Source organism: Paraburkholderia haematera, assembly GCF_905220975.1.
Lineage (GTDB): Bacteria > Pseudomonadota > Gammaproteobacteria > Burkholderiales > Burkholderiaceae > Paraburkholderia > Paraburkholderia haematera.
This window is the reverse complement of sequence record NZ_CAJNBK010000004.1, coordinates 45528-62666: the sequence shown is the minus strand read 5'-3', so window position 1 is coordinate 62666 and position 17139 is coordinate 45528. Positions and strand designations below refer to the sequence as shown.

Annotated in this window: 14 protein-coding genes and 2 pseudogenes; 8 read left to right on the top strand and 8 right to left on the bottom strand. The window is 59.9% G+C overall.

Annotated features, from left to right (window positions below; translation table 11 throughout):
• Positions 1-77 precede the first annotated feature (77 nt).
• The 3 genes from glaH to phaC all read left to right on the top strand — a co-directional run bounded on the left by glaH (position 78) and on the right by phaC (position 4255).
• On the top strand, positions 78-1013 hold the full coding sequence (gene glaH, locus KHO23_RS10010) for a glutarate dioxygenase GlaH (RefSeq protein WP_236066777.1): 936 nt from the start codon (positions 78-80) through the stop codon (positions 1011-1013).
• Positions 1010-2290: an L-2-hydroxyglutarate oxidase gene (lhgO, locus tag KHO23_RS10005; RefSeq protein WP_211610863.1), complete on the top strand. Its 1281-nt coding sequence runs from the start codon at positions 1010-1012 to the stop codon at positions 2288-2290. The genes glaH and lhgO overlap by 4 nt, the downstream gene beginning before the upstream one ends.
• A 243-nt stretch (positions 2291-2533) precedes the next feature.
• Positions 2534-4255, top strand: coding sequence for a class I poly(R)-hydroxyalkanoic acid synthase (phaC, locus tag KHO23_RS10000; RefSeq protein ID WP_211610862.1), 1722 nt, complete (start codon positions 2534-2536; stop codon positions 4253-4255).
• A 102-nt stretch (positions 4256-4357) separates the two neighbouring features.
• On the opposite strand, the gene KHO23_RS09995 is transcribed toward phaC, so the two are convergent.
• Both KHO23_RS09995 and KHO23_RS09990 read right to left on the bottom strand, forming a co-directional pair.
• Positions 4358-5566 carry a CaiB/BaiF CoA transferase family protein gene (locus KHO23_RS09995; protein ID WP_211610861.1) on the bottom strand — a complete coding sequence of 403 codons (1209 nt, stop codon included), beginning with the start codon at positions 5564-5566 and terminating at the stop codon, positions 4358-4360.
• 133 nt (positions 5567-5699) lie between these two features.
• Positions 5700-6989, bottom strand: coding sequence for an MFS transporter (locus KHO23_RS09990; protein WP_211610860.1), 1290 nt, complete (start codon positions 6987-6989; stop codon positions 5700-5702).
• 382 nt (positions 6990-7371) lie between these two features.
• Here KHO23_RS09990 and KHO23_RS35740 point away from each other — a divergent pair.
• A pseudogene (locus tag KHO23_RS35740) lies at positions 7372-7584 on the top strand (IS701 family transposase); the annotation flags it as partial.
• A 234-nt stretch (positions 7585-7818) separates the two neighbouring features.
• Here the strand turns inward: KHO23_RS35740 and KHO23_RS09985 are convergent.
• From KHO23_RS09985 to KHO23_RS09960, 6 genes are all read right to left on the bottom strand, one after another.
• Positions 7819-8679, bottom strand: a complete 861-nt coding sequence (locus KHO23_RS09985; RefSeq protein WP_211610859.1) for a GntR family transcriptional regulator — start codon at positions 8677-8679, stop codon at positions 7819-7821.
• A gap of 136 nt (positions 8680-8815) precedes the next feature.
• Positions 8816-9661, bottom strand: a complete 846-nt coding sequence (locus KHO23_RS09980) for a TauD/TfdA dioxygenase family protein (protein ID WP_407946048.1) — start codon at positions 9659-9661, stop codon at positions 8816-8818.
• A gap of 349 nt (positions 9662-10010) precedes the next feature.
• Positions 10011-10376 carry a hypothetical protein gene (locus tag KHO23_RS09975; RefSeq protein WP_211610858.1) on the bottom strand — a complete coding sequence of 122 codons (366 nt, stop codon included), beginning with the start codon at positions 10374-10376 and terminating at the stop codon, positions 10011-10013.
• Positions 10306-10827, bottom strand: coding sequence for a hypothetical protein (locus KHO23_RS09970; RefSeq protein ID WP_211610857.1), 522 nt, complete (start codon positions 10825-10827; stop codon positions 10306-10308). The genes KHO23_RS09975 and KHO23_RS09970 overlap by 71 nt, the downstream gene beginning before the upstream one ends.
• Positions 10828-10869: 42 nt before the next feature.
• The gene (locus tag KHO23_RS09965; RefSeq protein ID WP_211610856.1) at positions 10870-11253 is read right to left on the bottom strand and encodes a BON domain-containing protein; all 384 of its coding nucleotides are present in this window, start codon (positions 11251-11253) and stop codon (positions 10870-10872) included.
• A gap of 28 nt (positions 11254-11281) precedes the next feature.
• Positions 11282-12403 carry a porin gene (locus KHO23_RS09960; protein ID WP_211610855.1) on the bottom strand — a complete coding sequence of 374 codons (1122 nt, stop codon included), beginning with the start codon at positions 12401-12403 and terminating at the stop codon, positions 11282-11284.
• A 1279-nt stretch (positions 12404-13682) separates the two neighbouring features.
• On the opposite strand from KHO23_RS09960, the gene KHO23_RS09950 reads away from it, so the two are divergent.
• The 4 genes and pseudogenes from KHO23_RS09950 to KHO23_RS09935 all read left to right on the top strand — a co-directional run.
• Positions 13683-14741, top strand: coding sequence for a BKACE family enzyme (locus tag KHO23_RS09950; protein WP_211610853.1), 1059 nt, complete (start codon positions 13683-13685; stop codon positions 14739-14741).
• Between the two features lie 91 nt (positions 14742-14832).
• Complete coding sequence (locus tag KHO23_RS09945; protein ID WP_211610852.1) at positions 14833-15813, top strand: quinone oxidoreductase family protein; 981 nt, start codon at positions 14833-14835, stop codon at positions 15811-15813.
• 188 nt (positions 15814-16001) lie between these two features.
• Positions 16002-16562 (top strand): RBBP9/YdeN family alpha/beta hydrolase, encoded by a 561-nt coding sequence (locus tag KHO23_RS09940; RefSeq protein ID WP_211610851.1) that lies wholly within the window; start codon positions 16002-16004, stop codon positions 16560-16562.
• Between the two features lie 90 nt (positions 16563-16652).
• Positions 16653-17021 (top strand): annotated as a pseudogene (locus KHO23_RS09935) (IS6 family transposase); the annotation flags it as partial.
• Positions 17022-17139 lie beyond the last annotated feature (118 nt).

The window sequence follows — 17139 nt, the reverse complement described above, 5'->3', positions numbered from 1 at the left end:
AAAACGCAGTTTATACGTGTTTAACCAATCACAGATAAGGAGTCAAATAGCCATACTCTCTTCCCAAGGACACCTTCATGAGCTCCGTCACAGCATTGCCGATGGCCGCAGCGGTCGATTCGCAACTGAAGTTTTCGATCGAGCGTCATCCCCATCACGAACGTCTGCGTCATATCACGGTGCAACCTGACGCGCTGCAGAAATTCTTCTCTTCAGTCAAAGACATCGACCTCCAGAACCTCGAATACGTGCCGTTCATGCGCTTTATGGTTGCGGACGCGCTCGAGCGCGCAGTCGGCGACGGATTCGCCTCCGCGCTTCGGCAACTCGTGCGGGACCGATCCACCGGAGGATTCACGCTGGGCGTCCAGGACGCGAGCGCCGACCCTCGCGACTTCGTCCGTTTCGGAACGGCAGTCGGGTACCTGCTTGGACCGGCGAATCACGACGCGATGTCGGGCACGTATTACGCGCGCTTCCTCGTGAAGGACACGGACAACAGCGACTCCTACCTGCGTCAGGCATACCGCCTGTTCACGCTGCACACAGACGGAACCTTTGTCGACGAGCCGACCGAATGGCTGCTCATGATGAAGTTCGCGGAAGAGAACGCGGTCGGCGGCGAGTCGCGCTTCATGCATATCGACGACTGGAGCGAGCGCGACACGTTCCTCGACGATCCACTCGGCACCCGGCCGTTTCTCTACAAGGCGCCCGGTTCGAAGAACGTCGACGCGCAGATCGAACGCCCCGTGTTCTTCCAGAGCGAGTATGGCCTCGCGATGTCGTTCATCGATCAATTCGTGCAGCCCCGTTCATCAGCCGAGGCGGTTTATCTGCACGACTTGTCGGCTTCGATGGAAGCGTCGTCCGCGACGCGCGAAGTACCGCTTCCCGTGGGCGATCTCGTAGTCCTCAATAATTATTTCTGGCTGCACGGCCGGGCGCCGTTCCAGAAGCATCCGGCGCTTCATCGTGAACTGATGCGCCAACGCGGAGTGTTCGCACAATGACGACCGTCCAGCATCACCGCGGCTATGACGCGGACGTCCTGATTGTGGGCGGTGGCATCGTCGGCGTCTCGACGGCCATGCAACTGATCGAACGTCATCCGGGCCTGAGTGTGCTGCTGCTCGAGAAGGAGGCCTCACTCGCGGCTCACCAGTCCAGCCACAACAGCGGCGTGATTCACGCCGGCGTGTATTACGCGCCTGGAAGCCTCAAGGCCGACTTCTGCAGGCGAGGCGCTGCCGCGACCTATGAGTTCGCGCGCCGCCATGACGTGCGGGTCGAGCAATGCGGCAAGCTGATCGTCGCGACCGAACACGTCGAAATCGAAAGGCTGAATGCGCTCTACGCACGTTGCGAGCAGAACCGGCTCGAACCGCAGATGCTCGATGAGGCGGCGTTGAGGGAACTTGAGCCGCGCATCGCGGGGCGCGCGGCGATCCGCGTGGCGGCGAGCGGCATCGCGGACTATCCGGGCATGACCACGACGATGGCGCGACTCGCGCAGGAGCGAGGCGCACAGATTCTGCTGAACCAGCGTGTAGACGCGCTCCACGAGGACGAAAACGGCATTACCGCGGAGACATCGGGCGGCCGCTTCCGGGCGAAGCACGCCATCGTCTGCGCAGGCCTGATGGCGGACCGCCTCGCGAAGATGTGCAATGTCGATCTAGACTTTCGGATCGTGCCGTTTCGCGGCGAATACTATCGGTTGCCAGCGGCGAAGAACGACATCGTGAAGCACCTGATCTATCCGGTGCCAGATCCCGCGCTGCCTTTTCTCGGCGTGCACCTGACGCGCATGATCGGAGGATATATCACGGTGGGTCCAAACGCCGTGCTGGCGCTGGCGCGCGAGGGCTATCGCTGGCGCGATGCAAATCTGAAGGATCTCGCCGGCATGGCAGCGTTCCCGGGCTTCTGGAAGATGCTCGGAAAGCATGGCGCATCGGGGCTCATCGAGATGCGCAACTCGCTTTGGAAAAGGGGTTACCTCGAACTGTGCCGCCGATACTGTCCGGAACTCGAGCTGTCCGACCTCGAGCCTTACCCGTCCGGGGTACGCGCGCAGGCCGTGATGGCGGACGGCAGCATGGTGCATGACTTCCTGATCCGTTCGTCGCAGCGCAGCCTGCACGTATGCAACGCGCCTTCTCCGGCGGCGACCTCCGCGCTGCCGATCGGCGCCTATCTCGTCGACGAGTTCGACGCGCGTTTCGATCTTGCTCCACTTACCCGGTCGTATTCGTCCGACCCAGTACATGGTCTGGCGATCGGGTAAGCACACGGCCGGGCGACCTTCTGCATTGGAGATCGAAGGGGCACGCCTGTGCATGCCGTGCCCCATGCGTATGACTTTGGATCGCGGTCAGTGCACACGGTGCATACTGCAACTCAAGCTGCGGTATATTGAGCCGGCACAGGAATCTGAGGCTTGACCCATTCAATTCAGAAGCTCGTCAGCCGGGACTCTCGCCGCAAGGAGGGAGTTAAGCGATGCTGACGACGGAACTCAGGAGATAGCATGGCTGCCCCGTTCAATATGCCGGACGAGTTCGTCCAGGGTTTCTTCAAATCCGGGCAGAGCCTGCTGCACGCCTTCACCGGCATGAGCGGTGATGCACCCGCCAGCGCAGGAAGCACACCGGTGTTGGCATTGGCCCAGGCGCAAGCCCATTACTGGCAGCAGCAGATGGCCTTGTACATGGGCATGGTCGCAAGCGCTACCGGAAAAACCCTCGAGCCGACCGTCCAGCCCGAGCGCGGCGACCGGCGATTCAGCGCCGAGGCCTGGAACAACAATGCCTGGTACAGCCTTCTAAAACAGACATACCTGCTCAACTCGCGCCTGCTCAACGACATGGTCGAAGCGGCGGGCCTCGGTGAGAAGGAAAAGCACAAGCTGCGTTTCTACGCGCGCCAGTTCATCGATTCGATGAGCCCAGCCAACTTCGCCGCCACCAACCCCGACGCGATGAAAACCGCGCTTGAGACGCAGGGCGAGAGCGTGCGTGCCGGTTTCGCCAATCTGCTCGAAGACCTGAAGCGCGGCCGGATCTCGATCACCGATGAAACGGCCTTCGAAGTAGGCCGCAACGTGGCCGTGTCAAAAGGCTCGGTGGTGTTTGAGAACGAACTGTTCCAGCTGATCCAGTACGCACCGCTCACCGACGAGGTCGCCGAGCGGCCGCTCGTGATCGTGCCGCCCTGCATCAACAAGTTCTACATCCTCGACCTCCAGCCGGAGAACTCGTTTGTGCGTTTCGCGTGCGAACAGGGGCAGACGGTGTTCCTCGTGTCGTGGCGCAACCCTGACGCGGATCTGGGCCACATCACCTGGGACGACTACGTCGAAAAGGGCGCGATCAAGGCGATCGAGGTCGGGCGCGCGATCAGCGGCGCTGACAAGATCAATGCGGTCGGCTGGTGCGTGGGCGGCACGATCCTGTCGTCGGCGCTCGCGGTGCTGCGCGCGCGCGGCGACGATCCGGTGGAAAGCCTCACGCTGCTTACGACCATGCTCGATTTCAGCGATCCAGGCGATCTCGGCGTGTTCATTGACGAACAGGGCGTGTCACAGCGCGAGCAGACCATCGGACGCGGCGGCATTTACTCAGGTGGCGAACTCGGCTTTGTCTTTCAGACCCTGCGCGCCAACGATCTCATCTGGCCGTATGTCGTCAACAACTACCTGAAGGGCGGTGCGCCGCAAGCGTTCGACCTGCTGTACTGGAATGCCGACGGCACCAACCTCCCGGGGCCGATGTACGCCTGGTATCTGCGCAACATGTACCTGGAAAACAACCTGTGCAAGGCTGGGCGGCTCTCGATGTGCGGCACGCCGGTGGACCTCGGACAGATCGACATGCCGAGCTATATCTTCGGCACACAGGAAGATCACATCGTGCCGTGGCGGGGCGCGTATCGCTCGACGCAACTGGTGGGCGGCGAGACGCAATTCGTGCTTGGCGCGAGCGGACATATCGCGGGCGTCATCAATCCGGCATCGAAGAACAAGCGCAGCTTCTGGACCGACGGCTCGCTCGGCGATGACCCAGAGGCATGGCTTGCGACGGCGAAGTCGCAGCCGGGAAGCTGGTGGACGCACTGGATGAACTGGCTGAAACCGCATGCGGGCAAACAGATCAAAGCGCCTAAGCGGGCGGGCAATACGAAATACAAGCCGATCGAGCCAGCGCCGGGGCGCTACGTCGCGAGGCATCCGCCGGAAGTGATGGGCGTGTGACCGGCAAAGGTCTTTAGGCCGAGCGCCGCTGCGCGCGCGTTCTCGATGACGATCGACAGCGCCTCCAGAGTCAGGGGCGTAGTGCTGCGTCCGCGCGCGACGTCAAATGACGCCGTCAGCCTTCAGTCTGGAGAGTTGCTCGCCGGACAGCCCGAGCAACGTCTGGAGCACGTCGTCCGTGCCCTCCCCCAGTCGGGGCGGCGCGCTTCGTACCGGCAAGCGCGCGCCGTCGAAGCGCCAGGGCGGAGCGAGGACTTGCGTGCTGCCAACCTCCGGATGCGAATGCGTCGTCACGAGCCCGCCATCCTGCGCGCGCTTCGAGGTCAGCGCTTCGTGGAGCCCGAGAACTTCACCGCACGGAATGCCGGCCTGCGTAAGACGGTCGAGCAGACTACGGCGCTCTCTCCGCCCGATCTCGCGATCGATTTCGGGCACCAGCACCGCCCGATTCGCGGCGCGGCCGATATTGGTCTGGAAGCGATCGTCCTCGGCAAGATCGGGCCGTTCGATTACCTCGCGGCAGAAGCGCGCAAACTGGTTGTTGTTGCCGACCGTGATGACGAGCGGCCCGTCCGCGGCATCGAACACACCGTAAGGTACGATTGAAGGATGCGCGTTTCCGTAACGCGGCGTGTCCTCGCCCGAGATCAGCGCTTCCATCCCGCAATACGAAGTGATCATCAGTCCGCAATCGAACAGCGCCATTTCGATGTGGTGTCCCTTGCCGGTTCGTTGACGCTCGAAAAGCGCTGCGAGTACGGCCTGGGCCGAGTACATCCCGGTGAACATGTCGACTGCGGCAATCCCGAACTTTAACGGGGGCTGGCTGGCCTCGCCATTGAGCGCCATCAGCCCGGCCTCGCCCTGAACCACCAGATCGTAGCCGGGACGTGCGGCTTCCGGTCCTGTGCGGTCGTAGCCGGAAATCGAGCAGTAGATCAGGCCCTCGTGGCTCTGCTTCAGTTGCTCATAGCCGAGACCCAGCTTCTCCATGCCACCGAACTTGAAGTTCTGGATCACGACGTCGCTCTTCTGGGCCAGATCCCGCGCGATCTGCTGGCCCTCGGCGGTTTGCAGATCGAGGCTCACGGAGCGCTTGTTGCGGTTGACGCTATTGAAATAGGCCGTCTCGGTCGATCCGACGCGCAGGCCCCAATCGCGCGTGTCGTCGCCACGTTTCGGGTGCTCGACCTTGATAACTTCGGCGCCAAGGTCGCCCAGCACCATGGCGCACCACGGGCCCGCCAGCACGCGGGAAAGATCGAGCACGCGCACGCCCGCAAGCGGCAGCGAGGGATTCAGGTTTGACATGGAAAGTCCTTATTTGCGGGAGTTTCTGGCTCGCCCGGCGTAAGCGGTGTAGCTGGCCCTTCAAGGCGGACCACCCGGAACATGGACTTCAGAAAACGCCCAGTCGGTGAGGTTCGCCACGTCGGCAGCACGCTCAGCCGCGTCGCGCTTCCGCGATATAAAACCACCGGCCAATGAGGTACACCGTGAGGGGCAGAACTGCCGCGAGCGGAAGCAAGCGCAACGCGCCTTGAAGACCCACCGCGTCCGCTATCACACCAGTAAAAAAGGGACCCGCTGCAAGGCCCAATATATTGTTGAACAGCGTCAGTGTGGCAAATGCCGAGCCATGGATAGCTGGCGGTGTGGCCCCAGCAATAATCGCGCTACATGTGCCGAACGAACTGGCAAGGAAAAACACCGCGGGTGCAAGGAGCGCGAGTTGCAGATTGCCCGGTGGCAGGCGGAACGCGACCGCCAGCAGGATGCCTAGCACGAGGCAATAACCAATGGCCATGTTCCACCGCTTAAGCGACGAGTCCCGGCTGATCCGGTCGGTGATCACGCCGCACAGGAGTTGGCCCATGCCGCTGACAAGGACAAGGCCGGCCGCCACTACCGCAGCCTTGCTGACAGGCATGTCCCAGTAGCGATTCAGGTAGCTGGGCAGCCACACAAAAAGCGTGCCCTGAATGAAGATCTGCAGGGCGCTGCCGAGGTACGCACAAAAGACGGAACGGGACGGGAACAGGCCAGAGAAAAGCGCTCGGGGCGTCAGTTTCAGACGCTCGGACACCGGCGTTCCGCTCGCATTGTCCGCATGCGCACGCGCGAGCCTTTTTTCCGAGACGACGAAGAAGTAAATGATCACCAGCACGAAACCAAAGATCGCCATCAGACCCATCGACCAGCGCCAGCCAAAGTGAGTCGCAACGACGCCGGAAAGCGAAACACCGAGCACGGACCCAAAGGCAGCAGCAGACGTAAAGCCGCCGGCAATGGTAGAGCGCAGACGCTTTGGAAAGATGCTCATGAGCATTGCGAGTCCAACACTTCCGTAGGCAGCCTCGCCGACACCAACGAAGATGCGCGCGATGAACATCTCGTTGTAGCTGCTGGCAATTGCGCACCCGAGCGTGGCAACGCTCCACAGCGCAGCCATCAGTGCAATGCTTTTGACACGTCCCCAACGGTCCGCGATTATCGAAAATGGGAGGGTCAGCACGCCGACCGCCAACGGCACCACGCCGCTAATCGAACCGAGCTTTGTATCGGTCAGTTGCCACTGCACTTTCAAGATCGGAAACAAGGCATTGAGCGCCTGCCGCGACATGTAGTCGGACAGCAAGAGGCAAAACATCAATCCAAATACCACCCACGCGTAGGTTCGGGCACCACTAGTAGCCGCCGCCGAACCGACCGGCATTGCGTTACTCGTATTCATGTTCAATTCTGTCTCCTCTAATGATTCACGAAATCATGTTGAATCGTGCCGCGCGGTGTCGTCTGCCCCTTGTGACGCAGGGCCTTTACACCAAGGCGAGCAGTAGTTCCCGCTCGCCCTCAGCATCGCCGGACGCTTTCTTTGTGTCGCCGTGCGCGCTTTGGATTTCGACGCTTATTTCAAGCATCTTGATGATAAGTGTCGCGTCAAAGCCTCCCTTGCGCCGCAAAGCTCCAGACGGTGGACACTTATTTCAGGATAGCACGATAATTATTTTTGGCGACATTAATTATTATACGCACGCGAAACGTCACGCCTGAGCGCAGAGACGAATTGTTGCGAAGCGGCGTAAACCGGAAGCGAAGCTAAGGTTCGCAATACTGAGGGCACGACGAAACGGGATCACGTGCGCGACATGCTGACCAACCTGGTTCATTGTCAACGCTGGCCGTTTCGTCGGGTTTCGATGGACGTCTGGTATGTCACGTGCGATCTGATGCTGTTCATCGAATCGCTGAAGAAGAACGACTATTGTCCGCTACGCGCCAACCAGCAGGTGGACGACTCGGGCGCGAGATCCCCGCACCGGTGCGTAGCAAACAGCCGGAGGTGCAGGCATGCGGTGTCTGCTCCTGGGTGAGCGTACCCAGCGTCGAGGAGAGGATGGATGAGCGGGAAACGAAGTCGATTCCGACGACATGACATCACAACTCGTCCCTACTATGTAGGGAACGTGCCAATCAATTCGTGCGACATCGCGGCCACGATAGATGGGCCGCCGTCAGTGGAAAACTCGACGCGGCGTTCCAAAAGATGGACCGCCGGGCAATCAGGATTCAACCGTCCTAAGCACGCGGGGAGCGACTCGCTTTTTGGAGGCCACCGCTACTTCGGGCTGCGCCGCCTTTGGGGCACGTGCACGCCGACTGTCTGCCGGTTTTTCAGCGATTGCGCGAACGGCAGCATCTCTCGCATCGTCCAGGCGCGAGGCCGCAAGTGAAAGCAGTAGTTCGTTGTCCTGCTTGATCGCAGCCTTGTGCAACGCGTGCCAGAATTTTAAAGATGTGCGAACCGATTGAGGCTTAGCCACAAATCCTAGCCGGACATACCGCAGGGTTCGCAATGAGATGGAGTGCAGGACATCGACCAGAAGCCGGTTGCGGCACAGATCGACCGTATTGAAATTCAGGAGGAAGCTTTCCACGGCATAGGCGTCTACCGACTCCTCGGCCGCCTTGGTTAGCTTAGGCATATGCGCGGTCAGTAATGCCTCGAACTCAGCCGGGCTTTCACGCACCACCTGCTCCAACATCGTGACGTAAAGCACGCTGCGCACGCGAAAAATGTCCCGAAGCTCATTCTCGTCGGGCGCCGTAACGATCGCCCCGCGCCTTGCCTGAAACTCAACCAGGCGGTCCCGCTCCAGTATACGCATTGCTTCGCGCACCGGAGCGCGGCTGACGTGCAGCACCTCGCTGATATCTTTCTCCAGCAAGCGTTGCCCCGACTTCATCAGGTCAAGCGTAATGACCCCCGCCAGCCGGGCAGCGATCTGCTCGGCAATCGGCACCGAGGCATACGCCCAGTCCTGCCCGCGCAGCACCGCCCGCTCGACGGCCAGCATCAGTGAATTCTTGGGCGTAAGGAGCGCGGAAAGATCGGGGAGGTTTTGCGTTTTATTTCGGGCCATGGCGTATAGCGGAATCCATTTTCGTCGAATTTAATCTTTTGATCATTATAGTCTCCAGCATTCTAATGTCGACAAAAACTCCCCGGCCGCCGTCCGGAGCCCGAACACCTCAAACCTCGCGAGGACAAGCAAACTGTCAGTATGGTTTATCGCCTTCGATTCCGGCTCGCTCCATCTTGCGCGGAGCAGGCCAATAATCCATTACCGCGTAGTGCTGCGTTGGCCGGTTGTCCCAGATTGCAATGCTGTTCGGTTTCCACCGGAAGCGAACCTGATACTCAGGGATCGATGCCTGGCTCTGCAGATAACTCAGCAGAAGGCTCGCACCTGGCGTCTTGTCCAAACCGTAACGCACATTCTCAGCTGTGTGGTAGTTGGCGAAATGCGTCGTGAAGCTGCTGACGTAGAGAATCTTTTCGCCCGTCTCTGGGTGCGTCCGCACGACGGGGTGTTCCACCTCCGGATTCTGCGCCGCCAGTTTTCTTCGGGCCTCCGGATCCATTGCCGCACCGAACGAGTGCTCAATGCTGCTTTTTGCTCTCAATCCCTCGATGCGCTTCTTGATGTCTTCTGGTAGTTGCTTATAGGCCTCTACCATGTTGACCCAGATGGTGTCACCCCCAACCTCTGGGCACTCGACGCAGCGCAGCACGGCGCCCATCGATGGGTTCGTCCGCCAAAGTCCGTCACTGTGATAGTTGTTTTCGTAAGGATTCTTTTGTTCCGATCGATAGATCTGCACAAGGCCCGGGTTTTCCGGATCGCTCTCCGCAACCGGATGTTCTTCCAATTTCCCAAAACGGCTCGCAAAGGCGACATGCTCTTTCCGAGAGATATCTTGATCTCGAAAAAAGAGGACTCGGTGCTTAAGCAACAGAGCCTTGATTTCTGCGAACAGCGATGCATCTCGGGACGCATCCCCCAGGCTCACACCGGACACCTCGGCACCAATGCAAGCGGTCAGTCGCTCTACTTTAATCATGAGTGATATCTCCTTGTATCTGGCAGGCGTGTCACCAACTCCCCCACCGTCGCCGCGTGGCGCCGCAGCTTTACGAAACCGTGAAATATGGTCTCCCCTGCATCTGTCAAACAAGATAGCAGATCACCGTATTTATGTCGACATTAATCTTTCTTTCTCCAATCCTGGTTGGCCGCGAAATACGATGGCAGGTATGACTAGCCGTGTGCCGCGCCCGCCGCAGGCCTTCTTGATCGCAAATTATCGATGCCGCCGCTCGGGCTTTCGGTAGCGCGCGAGCACTAATTTGATCGCGTAGCTGAAGCTTGAATAGTCGGATGAATCATCGCGACGCTTCCCGCTGACGTGGTCATGGCGCGCGCCTGGCGAGCGCGCTGATCAACCGAAGCAATTCCAGCGCCCGCGCTGCGGCGCGAGAGCCGTCTGGCAAGTCTCCCCGAACATAAAGAGGGCGAAGCTCCTCGATTTCGGTCAGCGCACCAAGCAGTTCGCCTTCCGCAAGGGAATACTTACGCAGCATGCAAACGACCAGCATCGAGTTGTGGAGGATGTCCTCACTGTCTGAAGTGACGCCGCGGCGATGCAGCGCGTAGTTCGCCCAGTGTGTGCCGGCCAGCATCGCTGCCTCAATTTTCATTTCCCAGTCATCTTCGCCGAGGAACCTCAGCGACGTCTCGATGTTCTCGGCTTTGAGCCGATGATTCTCGGTTTTCATACTCGGCACTCTTCAACGCCTGGTCGAATGTGTACATGACTTGTGAAAACGCTTGCTCACATTCGTCGACGATGACCTGGTTTGGAACGCGATCTCCGCGAATGCATGGATCCCGATGATGCTCGATGGTATGCAACGCGTATTCGAGCTGCCGAATGGTCTGAGGTACGTCTCCCTCGATTTCCGGCCAACCGACATGGCTCACATCGCCGAGCCCACGCAACTTGCGCGCGTAGCTGCCATCTGGTTGCTTCACAACGTGCACGCCGGGAATAGTCGAGAACACCGGATCGTCACGCGTCAGACCTGCGAGATGAAGCGCCGCGTTGAACACGTTGATACTGGCGGTCAGCGTGGTCCAGAACCACAATTCGAAGTCGGCTAACGGGTCGAGGTGCTCTCGAAGCACCGCCAGGCGTCGCACCTTGTCGAGGTGAGAGATGACCTTCATGACAGGATCCTCCTTACCCGAACGGCTGGCCGTCGCGCCGCACTACTGGCCGAACGGCCGCTGCAACGTGAGCTTGCTGGTCACAGACGTCACTCCCGCGACGCCTTTCACAATCTCGGTGACGGTATTGATCTGCGACGCGTCAGGGACCGTGCCGGTGATCAGCACCGCGCCGCCTTTCGCCGTGATGCTGATGTCGCCAGCGTCAATCTCCTTGTGCTTCGCGAGCGCCGCGTACACCTTGCGCCGCAGCGCGCGATTCGCTTGCCGCGCGGCTTTTGCCGTCATGCCGCCTGACGCGGTGACCGCCGCGCTAGCCGTACCAGCCGAAGCCCCCGCCGACGCTCCGTCTTGCGCCCATGCACTGATCGACACCGCCGCGATCACAACGCCGAGCGCCACCCTGATTCCATTCATCGTTTTCATCGTTGTTCTCCGTTTCGATTTCAATTCATCAGAAGCTGTGCCGCAGGCCGATCATCGCGGCCGTGGTCGATACGCCCGGCGCGACGATCTGGCCGTACATGATCGTCTGGTTCATCGTCCCGTGGTTCGCAACGTACCCGACCTGCGCAGAGACGATTGTGCGCTTCGACAGACTGTATTCCGCGCCCACCGCGTATTCACTCGAATGGTTCGCCGAGTGGTTGCGGTCCTTCAGGTAGTAGAAGCCGGACGTGACTTTGAAGAACGGTGTGAACTGATAGCCGAGGCCACCTGAAATCATTTCGTAGTCGGCGAGGTTCGGTTTCGACGGATTCTTGCCGATCCCGTAAGACGCCGACACCGATGCGCCGCGGAACGTGTACTTCGCACCGAAATAGTAGAAGCGGTTGTTGTCGAGTCCGGTCGGCGCGGCCGCCGCGAGGTTCGTGTCGTGGGCGTTGTAGTAGACGGCGGAGAGATTGAGGCCGTAGTTCGAATACCTGAGCACCGCCGATTCGCGCGTGCCGCCCTGAATCTGGCCCGGCACGCCGCCCGGCGCGTACTCCAGCGCGGCCGAAGCGCCGTAGAACTTCGGCGTCTGGTAGACGAGCGCGTTGCTGTCGTACAGCGCGCCGATCGGCACGTTCGTGTTCGTCCCGGGCCAGCCGGCGGCCTGGTTCAGCCCGAGCCATGCGCCGAGGATACTGCCGAAGTACTGCGCCGCGCGGACGTCGGTATCGGCCATCGCGTAGATCATCGGCGTGTACTGCCGTCCGGCGTCGAACGTGCCGAACGGTCCGGAGAGGCCGACCGTCGCCTGCTGGTTGAACACCGCGGTACCGCCCGTCGTGTCGGCCAGCCCGAGCTTGCCGTTACTGCTGTTGAACACCCCCTGCAGCCTGAAGTTGACCTTGTAGCCGCCGCCGATGTCCTCGGCCCCCTTGATGCCCCAGAAACTCCCATAGAGGCTACCGTCCTTGATGCCATACACGTGCCCGTTGTTGCGGGCGGTCGGCGCGAACGACGAAGCCGCCGTGCTCTGATAGAAAACGCCCGAATCGATTGCGCCGTACAACGTGACCGACGACTGCGCATGCGACGCGCTGGCGAATACCGCGAGTACCGCTACTCCGCTCCACTTCAGTTTCATTGACGTCTCCTCTGCTTTTTATGATGACCGGGCGAGCCCGGCCGAATACCTGACTGTTACCGAATGGCGCGGGGTCGTCGATCCCCACTGCCGTCGCAATCGGCGCACGCACACGTTCTTGTCGCGAAAGATCCTCCCGGTATTCGGACCGTGGAACTCAACGATGTCGCCGACGACTTCTCATATGGAAGGTTGGCGGCGATCGCCCCATCCAGGGTGGCCGACAACTCGGCATACGCACCGCCGTTCAATAAAGACGGCGCCTCGATATCGACGATGTTCCGCTTCATGGTGCCCTCTTTTCATGCCCGTCAACTGATTTGGACGGGATGCGTAACTTGACGATCGCCCGACGACTCCGGCCTTCCTGCAACGCCCCGGTTTGCCGACTGAGCACTGACAATGCCGATCATCCTCTAAAATTGTTGATGTCGACATTAATACTTATACTGAGTCGATCTGGCAGGCAGAACGGTTTGCGTCTTCGCAACAAGTGCTCACGTTCGGAACCCCAGATTCGCGCTGGCAGAGTCAATAGGCGTCTGCCACATCCGTCGCCGAATTTCGCACCTCTATTTTTGTCGACATTATTAATTTATGGGGATACACTACGAATCTCGGTCGTCTGGCAATGCCGCGGCCGATGCGAAGTCAATGAACAGAGGGATTCCGATGCCGTCGACACAGCCATTTACGAAGATATTGGCGAACAAAACTCATGCCGCTCGACGGATTGCGGCGCGGATTGCTTCGGGGCTTATCCCGAGGGGGAATCTCACTCCAATGACTCACGAAGCGCTTTGCTACGCGTGCATGGTCGGCATTGCGATGCCGCCTCACCATGACATCACGCCCACGCATCCGTCTCATTGTCGAAACCGCTGGGAAGCACGTTGAAGAACGAACGATCCATCGCACGGCACATTGCTAACGACAGAAGCGCACGCGGCATGCCACGGGTTCATCAGGATCCCGATGAAAGTCAGGCGCAGACAATGAACCAGACTGGTCAGCATGATGTGCACTTGATCCCGTTTTGTCCTGCCGTCGCGGTCGGGACCGCGGATGCGGCAGTCGACACCCGGCGCTCTTGCGTCAGCGGACTACTGTCATGAAAAGTCAAGTGCAAGGCATGCAATGTAAAGCGGAAAGTGGCGACCAGCCAGATGATTCATCTGGTCGCATCAGGCACTCGGTGGTGCTGCAAATGAGGTTCTAAAGCTTTCTCATCTGGTTCGACATTCTCAATATTCACATTTCAACTTGGATATCCATCATCATGAACTTCCTTGACGGCCACCTGTATCCCGAGAACCAGCAGCCTCTGATCATCACAGCTGCTCCCTATGCGCCGGGTTGGATTCCCTCGGACTTCCCGGAAGATATTCCTGTCACGATGGAGGAGCAGATCCAGAAGGCGGCGGATTGCTACGAAGCCGGCGCTACCGTGCTGCATCTGCATGTGCGCGAACCCGATGGCAAGGGCAGCAAGCGCCTGTCCATGTTCAATGAGCTGATCGCCGGGGTGCGCGCCCGCGTGCCGGAAATGGTCATCCAGGTGGGCGGCTCCATCAGCTTCGCGCCTGAATCCGAGGGCCAGGCCGCACAATGGCTTAGCGATGACACGCGGCATATGCTGGCCGAACTCGATCCGAAGCCCGACCAGGTGACTGTCACCGTCAACACGACGCAGATGAATGTGACCGAGCATGCCGGTATAGATGACTTCAAGGGAGTTTCGCGGGGGTTCCCGAACCTCTATGCAACCTACAAAGACATGATCGTGCCTTCGAATCCCAGCTGGGCCGAAGAGCACATCCGACGTCTGACGGCCGCCGGAATTCAAAGTGAGTTTCAGTGCTACAACATCAACAGCTTTGAAACGATTGAGCGGATGATTCGCCGCGGCGTCTACAAGGGGCCACTGGTGATGAACTGGGTGGCTATCAGCGGCGGCATGGATCAAGCGAACATCTACAACCTGGCCAACTTTCTGCGTGCTGCGCCCGACGGCGCGGTGATCACGGTGGAGAGTTCGGTGCTAAATGTGCTGCCCGTGAATATGATAGGCATTGCCTTGGGCCTGCATGTGCGGTGCGGCATCGAAGATGTGCTCTGGAACCAGACCCGCACAGGCAAGATGAGCTCCGTCGAGCAAATTAAGCAGTTGGTGCGTATCTCCGGCGAATTTGGCCGCCCCATCGCGACAGCGAAACAGGCACGAGAGATCATGAAGATCGGGGTCTTCTACGACACGGCGGAAGAGACGCTTCAGGCCAATGGATTTGCGCCCAATCGTAACGGTGGCAACCAGGGATTCCTGCGCAAGCCGACCTGAAGCCTCTGGGCGAAATTGACATATCAAGGGTGAAATAAGGGCTAGCGAGCCGCAGGCGAACTGCGGCAGTCAAGACATAACAGGAGACAACATGGCGAAAGTCGTTAAATTCTACGAAACCGGCGGTCCCGAAGTCCTTCGTTTTGAGGACGCCGAAGTTGGAGAGCCGGGACCTGGAGAGGTGCGCGTCCGCCACGTGGCGGTGGGCCTTAACTTTGCCGACACCTACTTCCGCGGAGGTACCTACGAGGTTCCGCTCCCCAGCGGCCTCGGCAACGAGGCAGCAGGCGTGGTCGACGCCATCGGTGCCGACGTCACCGATCTGGCGGTCGGCGACCGTGTGACCTACACGGGCTTCATCAACACACTGGGCGCCTACAGCACTGAGCGGCTGATTTCTGCCGCGCTGCTGATCAAGCTGCCGGAGGCCATCAGTTGCGAGGCTGCGGCGGCCATGACCATGCGGGGCTTGTCCGCCGCCTACCTGGTGCGCCGAATCTACCCCTTCAAGGCGGGCGAGGCCGTGCTGCTGCATGCCGCAGCAGGCGGTGTCGGCCTGATCGTTTCGCAGTGGGCCAAATTGCTCGGGCTGACGGTGATCGGTACGGTTTCGACTGACGCGAAAGCCGAGGTAGCCCGCGCCCACGGCTGTGATCACACGATCAACTACAGTCATGAGGATGTGGCCAGACGCGTGCGGGAACTCACCAACGGAGTAGGCGTGTCCGTGGTCTTCGACAGTGTGGGCAAGGCCACCTTCATGTCCTCGCTAGACTCCCTCAAACGCCGCGGCCTGATGGTCTGCGTCGGCACCGCTTCCGGCAAAATCCCGCCGTTCGATCCGCAAATTCTGGCCCGCAAGGGCTCGCTGTACCTGACCCGCCCGGGACTCGCCGACTACATCGCCGATCCGGCCGAAAAGGCGGAACTGGTCGATGAGCTATTCGGCCATGTTGCAGCAGGCCGCATCCGCATCGGGATCAATCAGCGGTATGCCTTGCAGGACGCGGTGCAGGCCCATCAGGACCTGGAGGCTCGAAAAACCACGGGTTCCTCCATTTTCGTGATTTGAGTGTGCCAGGCTGTTTGGCCTGCAAAACGTAGCGCAGTGATTCGGCGTGTCTTTGACGACAGGATCTTGCCGCCAGAGATTCTTGTTTCCCGGAGCCAGACACAGCCACGATGTAAAAGAGCTGCGCCGCCTCGACGAAGTGCGCGACCAGCCCATACCCAATTGATATTTTTCACGGGTCCTAGCTAATGCCATCTTCTTCGCCGCCAACCATATTGATCGTTCCCGGCCTGCGGGACCACGTTGAGGATCACTGGCAGACGATACTCGCACGCAAGCTGCCCAACGTGCGCGTAGTACCGCCGCTGGAGCACGACAAGCTCAGCTGCGCGGCCCGGATCGACGCGCTCGACCAGGCACTCGCGAGCATCACCGACCCCGTGGTGCTCGTGTCGCACAGTGCCGGGGTGATGATCACTGTGCACTGGGCGCAACATCACCGGCGCAAAATCAAGGGCGCGCTGCTCGCGGCGCCGCCGGATTTCGAAACGCCACTGCCGGACGGCTATCCGACGATGGATGTGTTGCGTCAGAACGGTTGGCTGCCCACGCCACGAACTCGGCTACCGTTTCCGAGCATTGTGGCGGCCAGTACGAATGACCCTCTCGCGAGGATCGAAGAGGTTACGCAACTGGCGAACGCCTGGGGCAGCCGATTGGTTGATGTCGGCGCTGTCGGTCACCTCAACCCCGCCTCGGGGTTCGGTGAGTGGCCACGTGCTGTGGAATTCGTGAACGAACTCAGTTGAGGAGCTAACGTGGCCAGCCAAAACGGTTCTGGTGCAAATAGGCTCGTTGGACCGGTTAAAGTAGCGATCCAATCAATCTGGTGGGCGGTGATGAGCAAGGGGAAGCGTCTGGAGGGGTTGTTCGATGGTCGGCATTTTGATCGGGAGATCATTATTCTGTGTGTGCGCTGGTACCTTCGCTACAAGCTCAGCCTGCGCGATCTGGTCGAGATGATGGCTGAGCAGGGATTGTCGCTGGCACACACCACGATCATGCGTTGGGTAAAGCGCTTTACGCCGGAGTTCATCAAGCGCTGGAACCGGATTGGCATACCCACAGGCCGGTCATGGCGCGTTGACGAGACCTATCTGAAGATTCGTGGCAAGTGGGTCTATCTCTACCGGGCGGTAGATCGGGTCGGCCAGACAGTGGACTTCATGCTCAGCGCAAAGCGCGATGTGAGCGCGGCCAAAGCCTTTTTCAGCAAGGGTCAGTTCAATCTCCGCACTCCCGGACTCTAGGATACTGCTGCACCGGCCGCCTGGAATGCTGCCCTGTTCAATAAATAAGGCATCCTTATATATTGGAGCCGTCTCG

Coding starts and splice junctions, on each gene's coding strand:
- glaH (WP_236066777.1), top strand. CDS start 78: ATGAGCTCCGTCACAGCATTGCCGATGGCCGCAGCGGTCGATTCGCAA.
- lhgO (WP_211610863.1), top strand. CDS start 1,010: ATGACGACCGTCCAGCATCACCGCGGCTATGACGCGGACGTCCTGATT.
- phaC (WP_211610862.1), top strand. CDS start 2,534: ATGGCTGCCCCGTTCAATATGCCGGACGAGTTCGTCCAGGGTTTCTTC.
- KHO23_RS09995 (WP_211610861.1), bottom strand. CDS start 5,566: ATGTCAAACCTGAATCCCTCGCTGCCGCTTGCGGGCGTGCGCGTGCTC.
- KHO23_RS09990 (WP_211610860.1), bottom strand. CDS start 6,989: ATGAATACGAGTAACGCAATGCCGGTCGGTTCGGCGGCGGCTACTAGT.
- KHO23_RS09985 (WP_211610859.1), bottom strand. CDS start 8,679: ATGGCCCGAAATAAAACGCAAAACCTCCCCGATCTTTCCGCGCTCCTT.
- KHO23_RS09980 (WP_407946048.1), bottom strand. CDS start 9,661: ATGATTAAAGTAGAGCGACTGACCGCTTGCATTGGTGCCGAGGTGTCC.
- KHO23_RS09975 (WP_211610858.1), bottom strand. CDS start 10,376: ATGAAAACCGAGAATCATCGGCTCAAAGCCGAGAACATCGAGACGTCG.
- KHO23_RS09970 (WP_211610857.1), bottom strand. CDS start 10,827: ATGAAGGTCATCTCTCACCTCGACAAGGTGCGACGCCTGGCGGTGCTT.
- KHO23_RS09965 (WP_211610856.1), bottom strand. CDS start 11,253: ATGAAAACGATGAATGGAATCAGGGTGGCGCTCGGCGTTGTGATCGCG.
- KHO23_RS09960 (WP_211610855.1), bottom strand. CDS start 12,403: ATGAAACTGAAGTGGAGCGGAGTAGCGGTACTCGCGGTATTCGCCAGC.
- KHO23_RS09950 (WP_211610853.1), top strand. CDS start 13,683: ATGAACTTCCTTGACGGCCACCTGTATCCCGAGAACCAGCAGCCTCTG.
- KHO23_RS09945 (WP_211610852.1), top strand. CDS start 14,833: ATGGCGAAAGTCGTTAAATTCTACGAAACCGGCGGTCCCGAAGTCCTT.
- KHO23_RS09940 (WP_211610851.1), top strand. CDS start 16,002: ATGCCATCTTCTTCGCCGCCAACCATATTGATCGTTCCCGGCCTGCGG.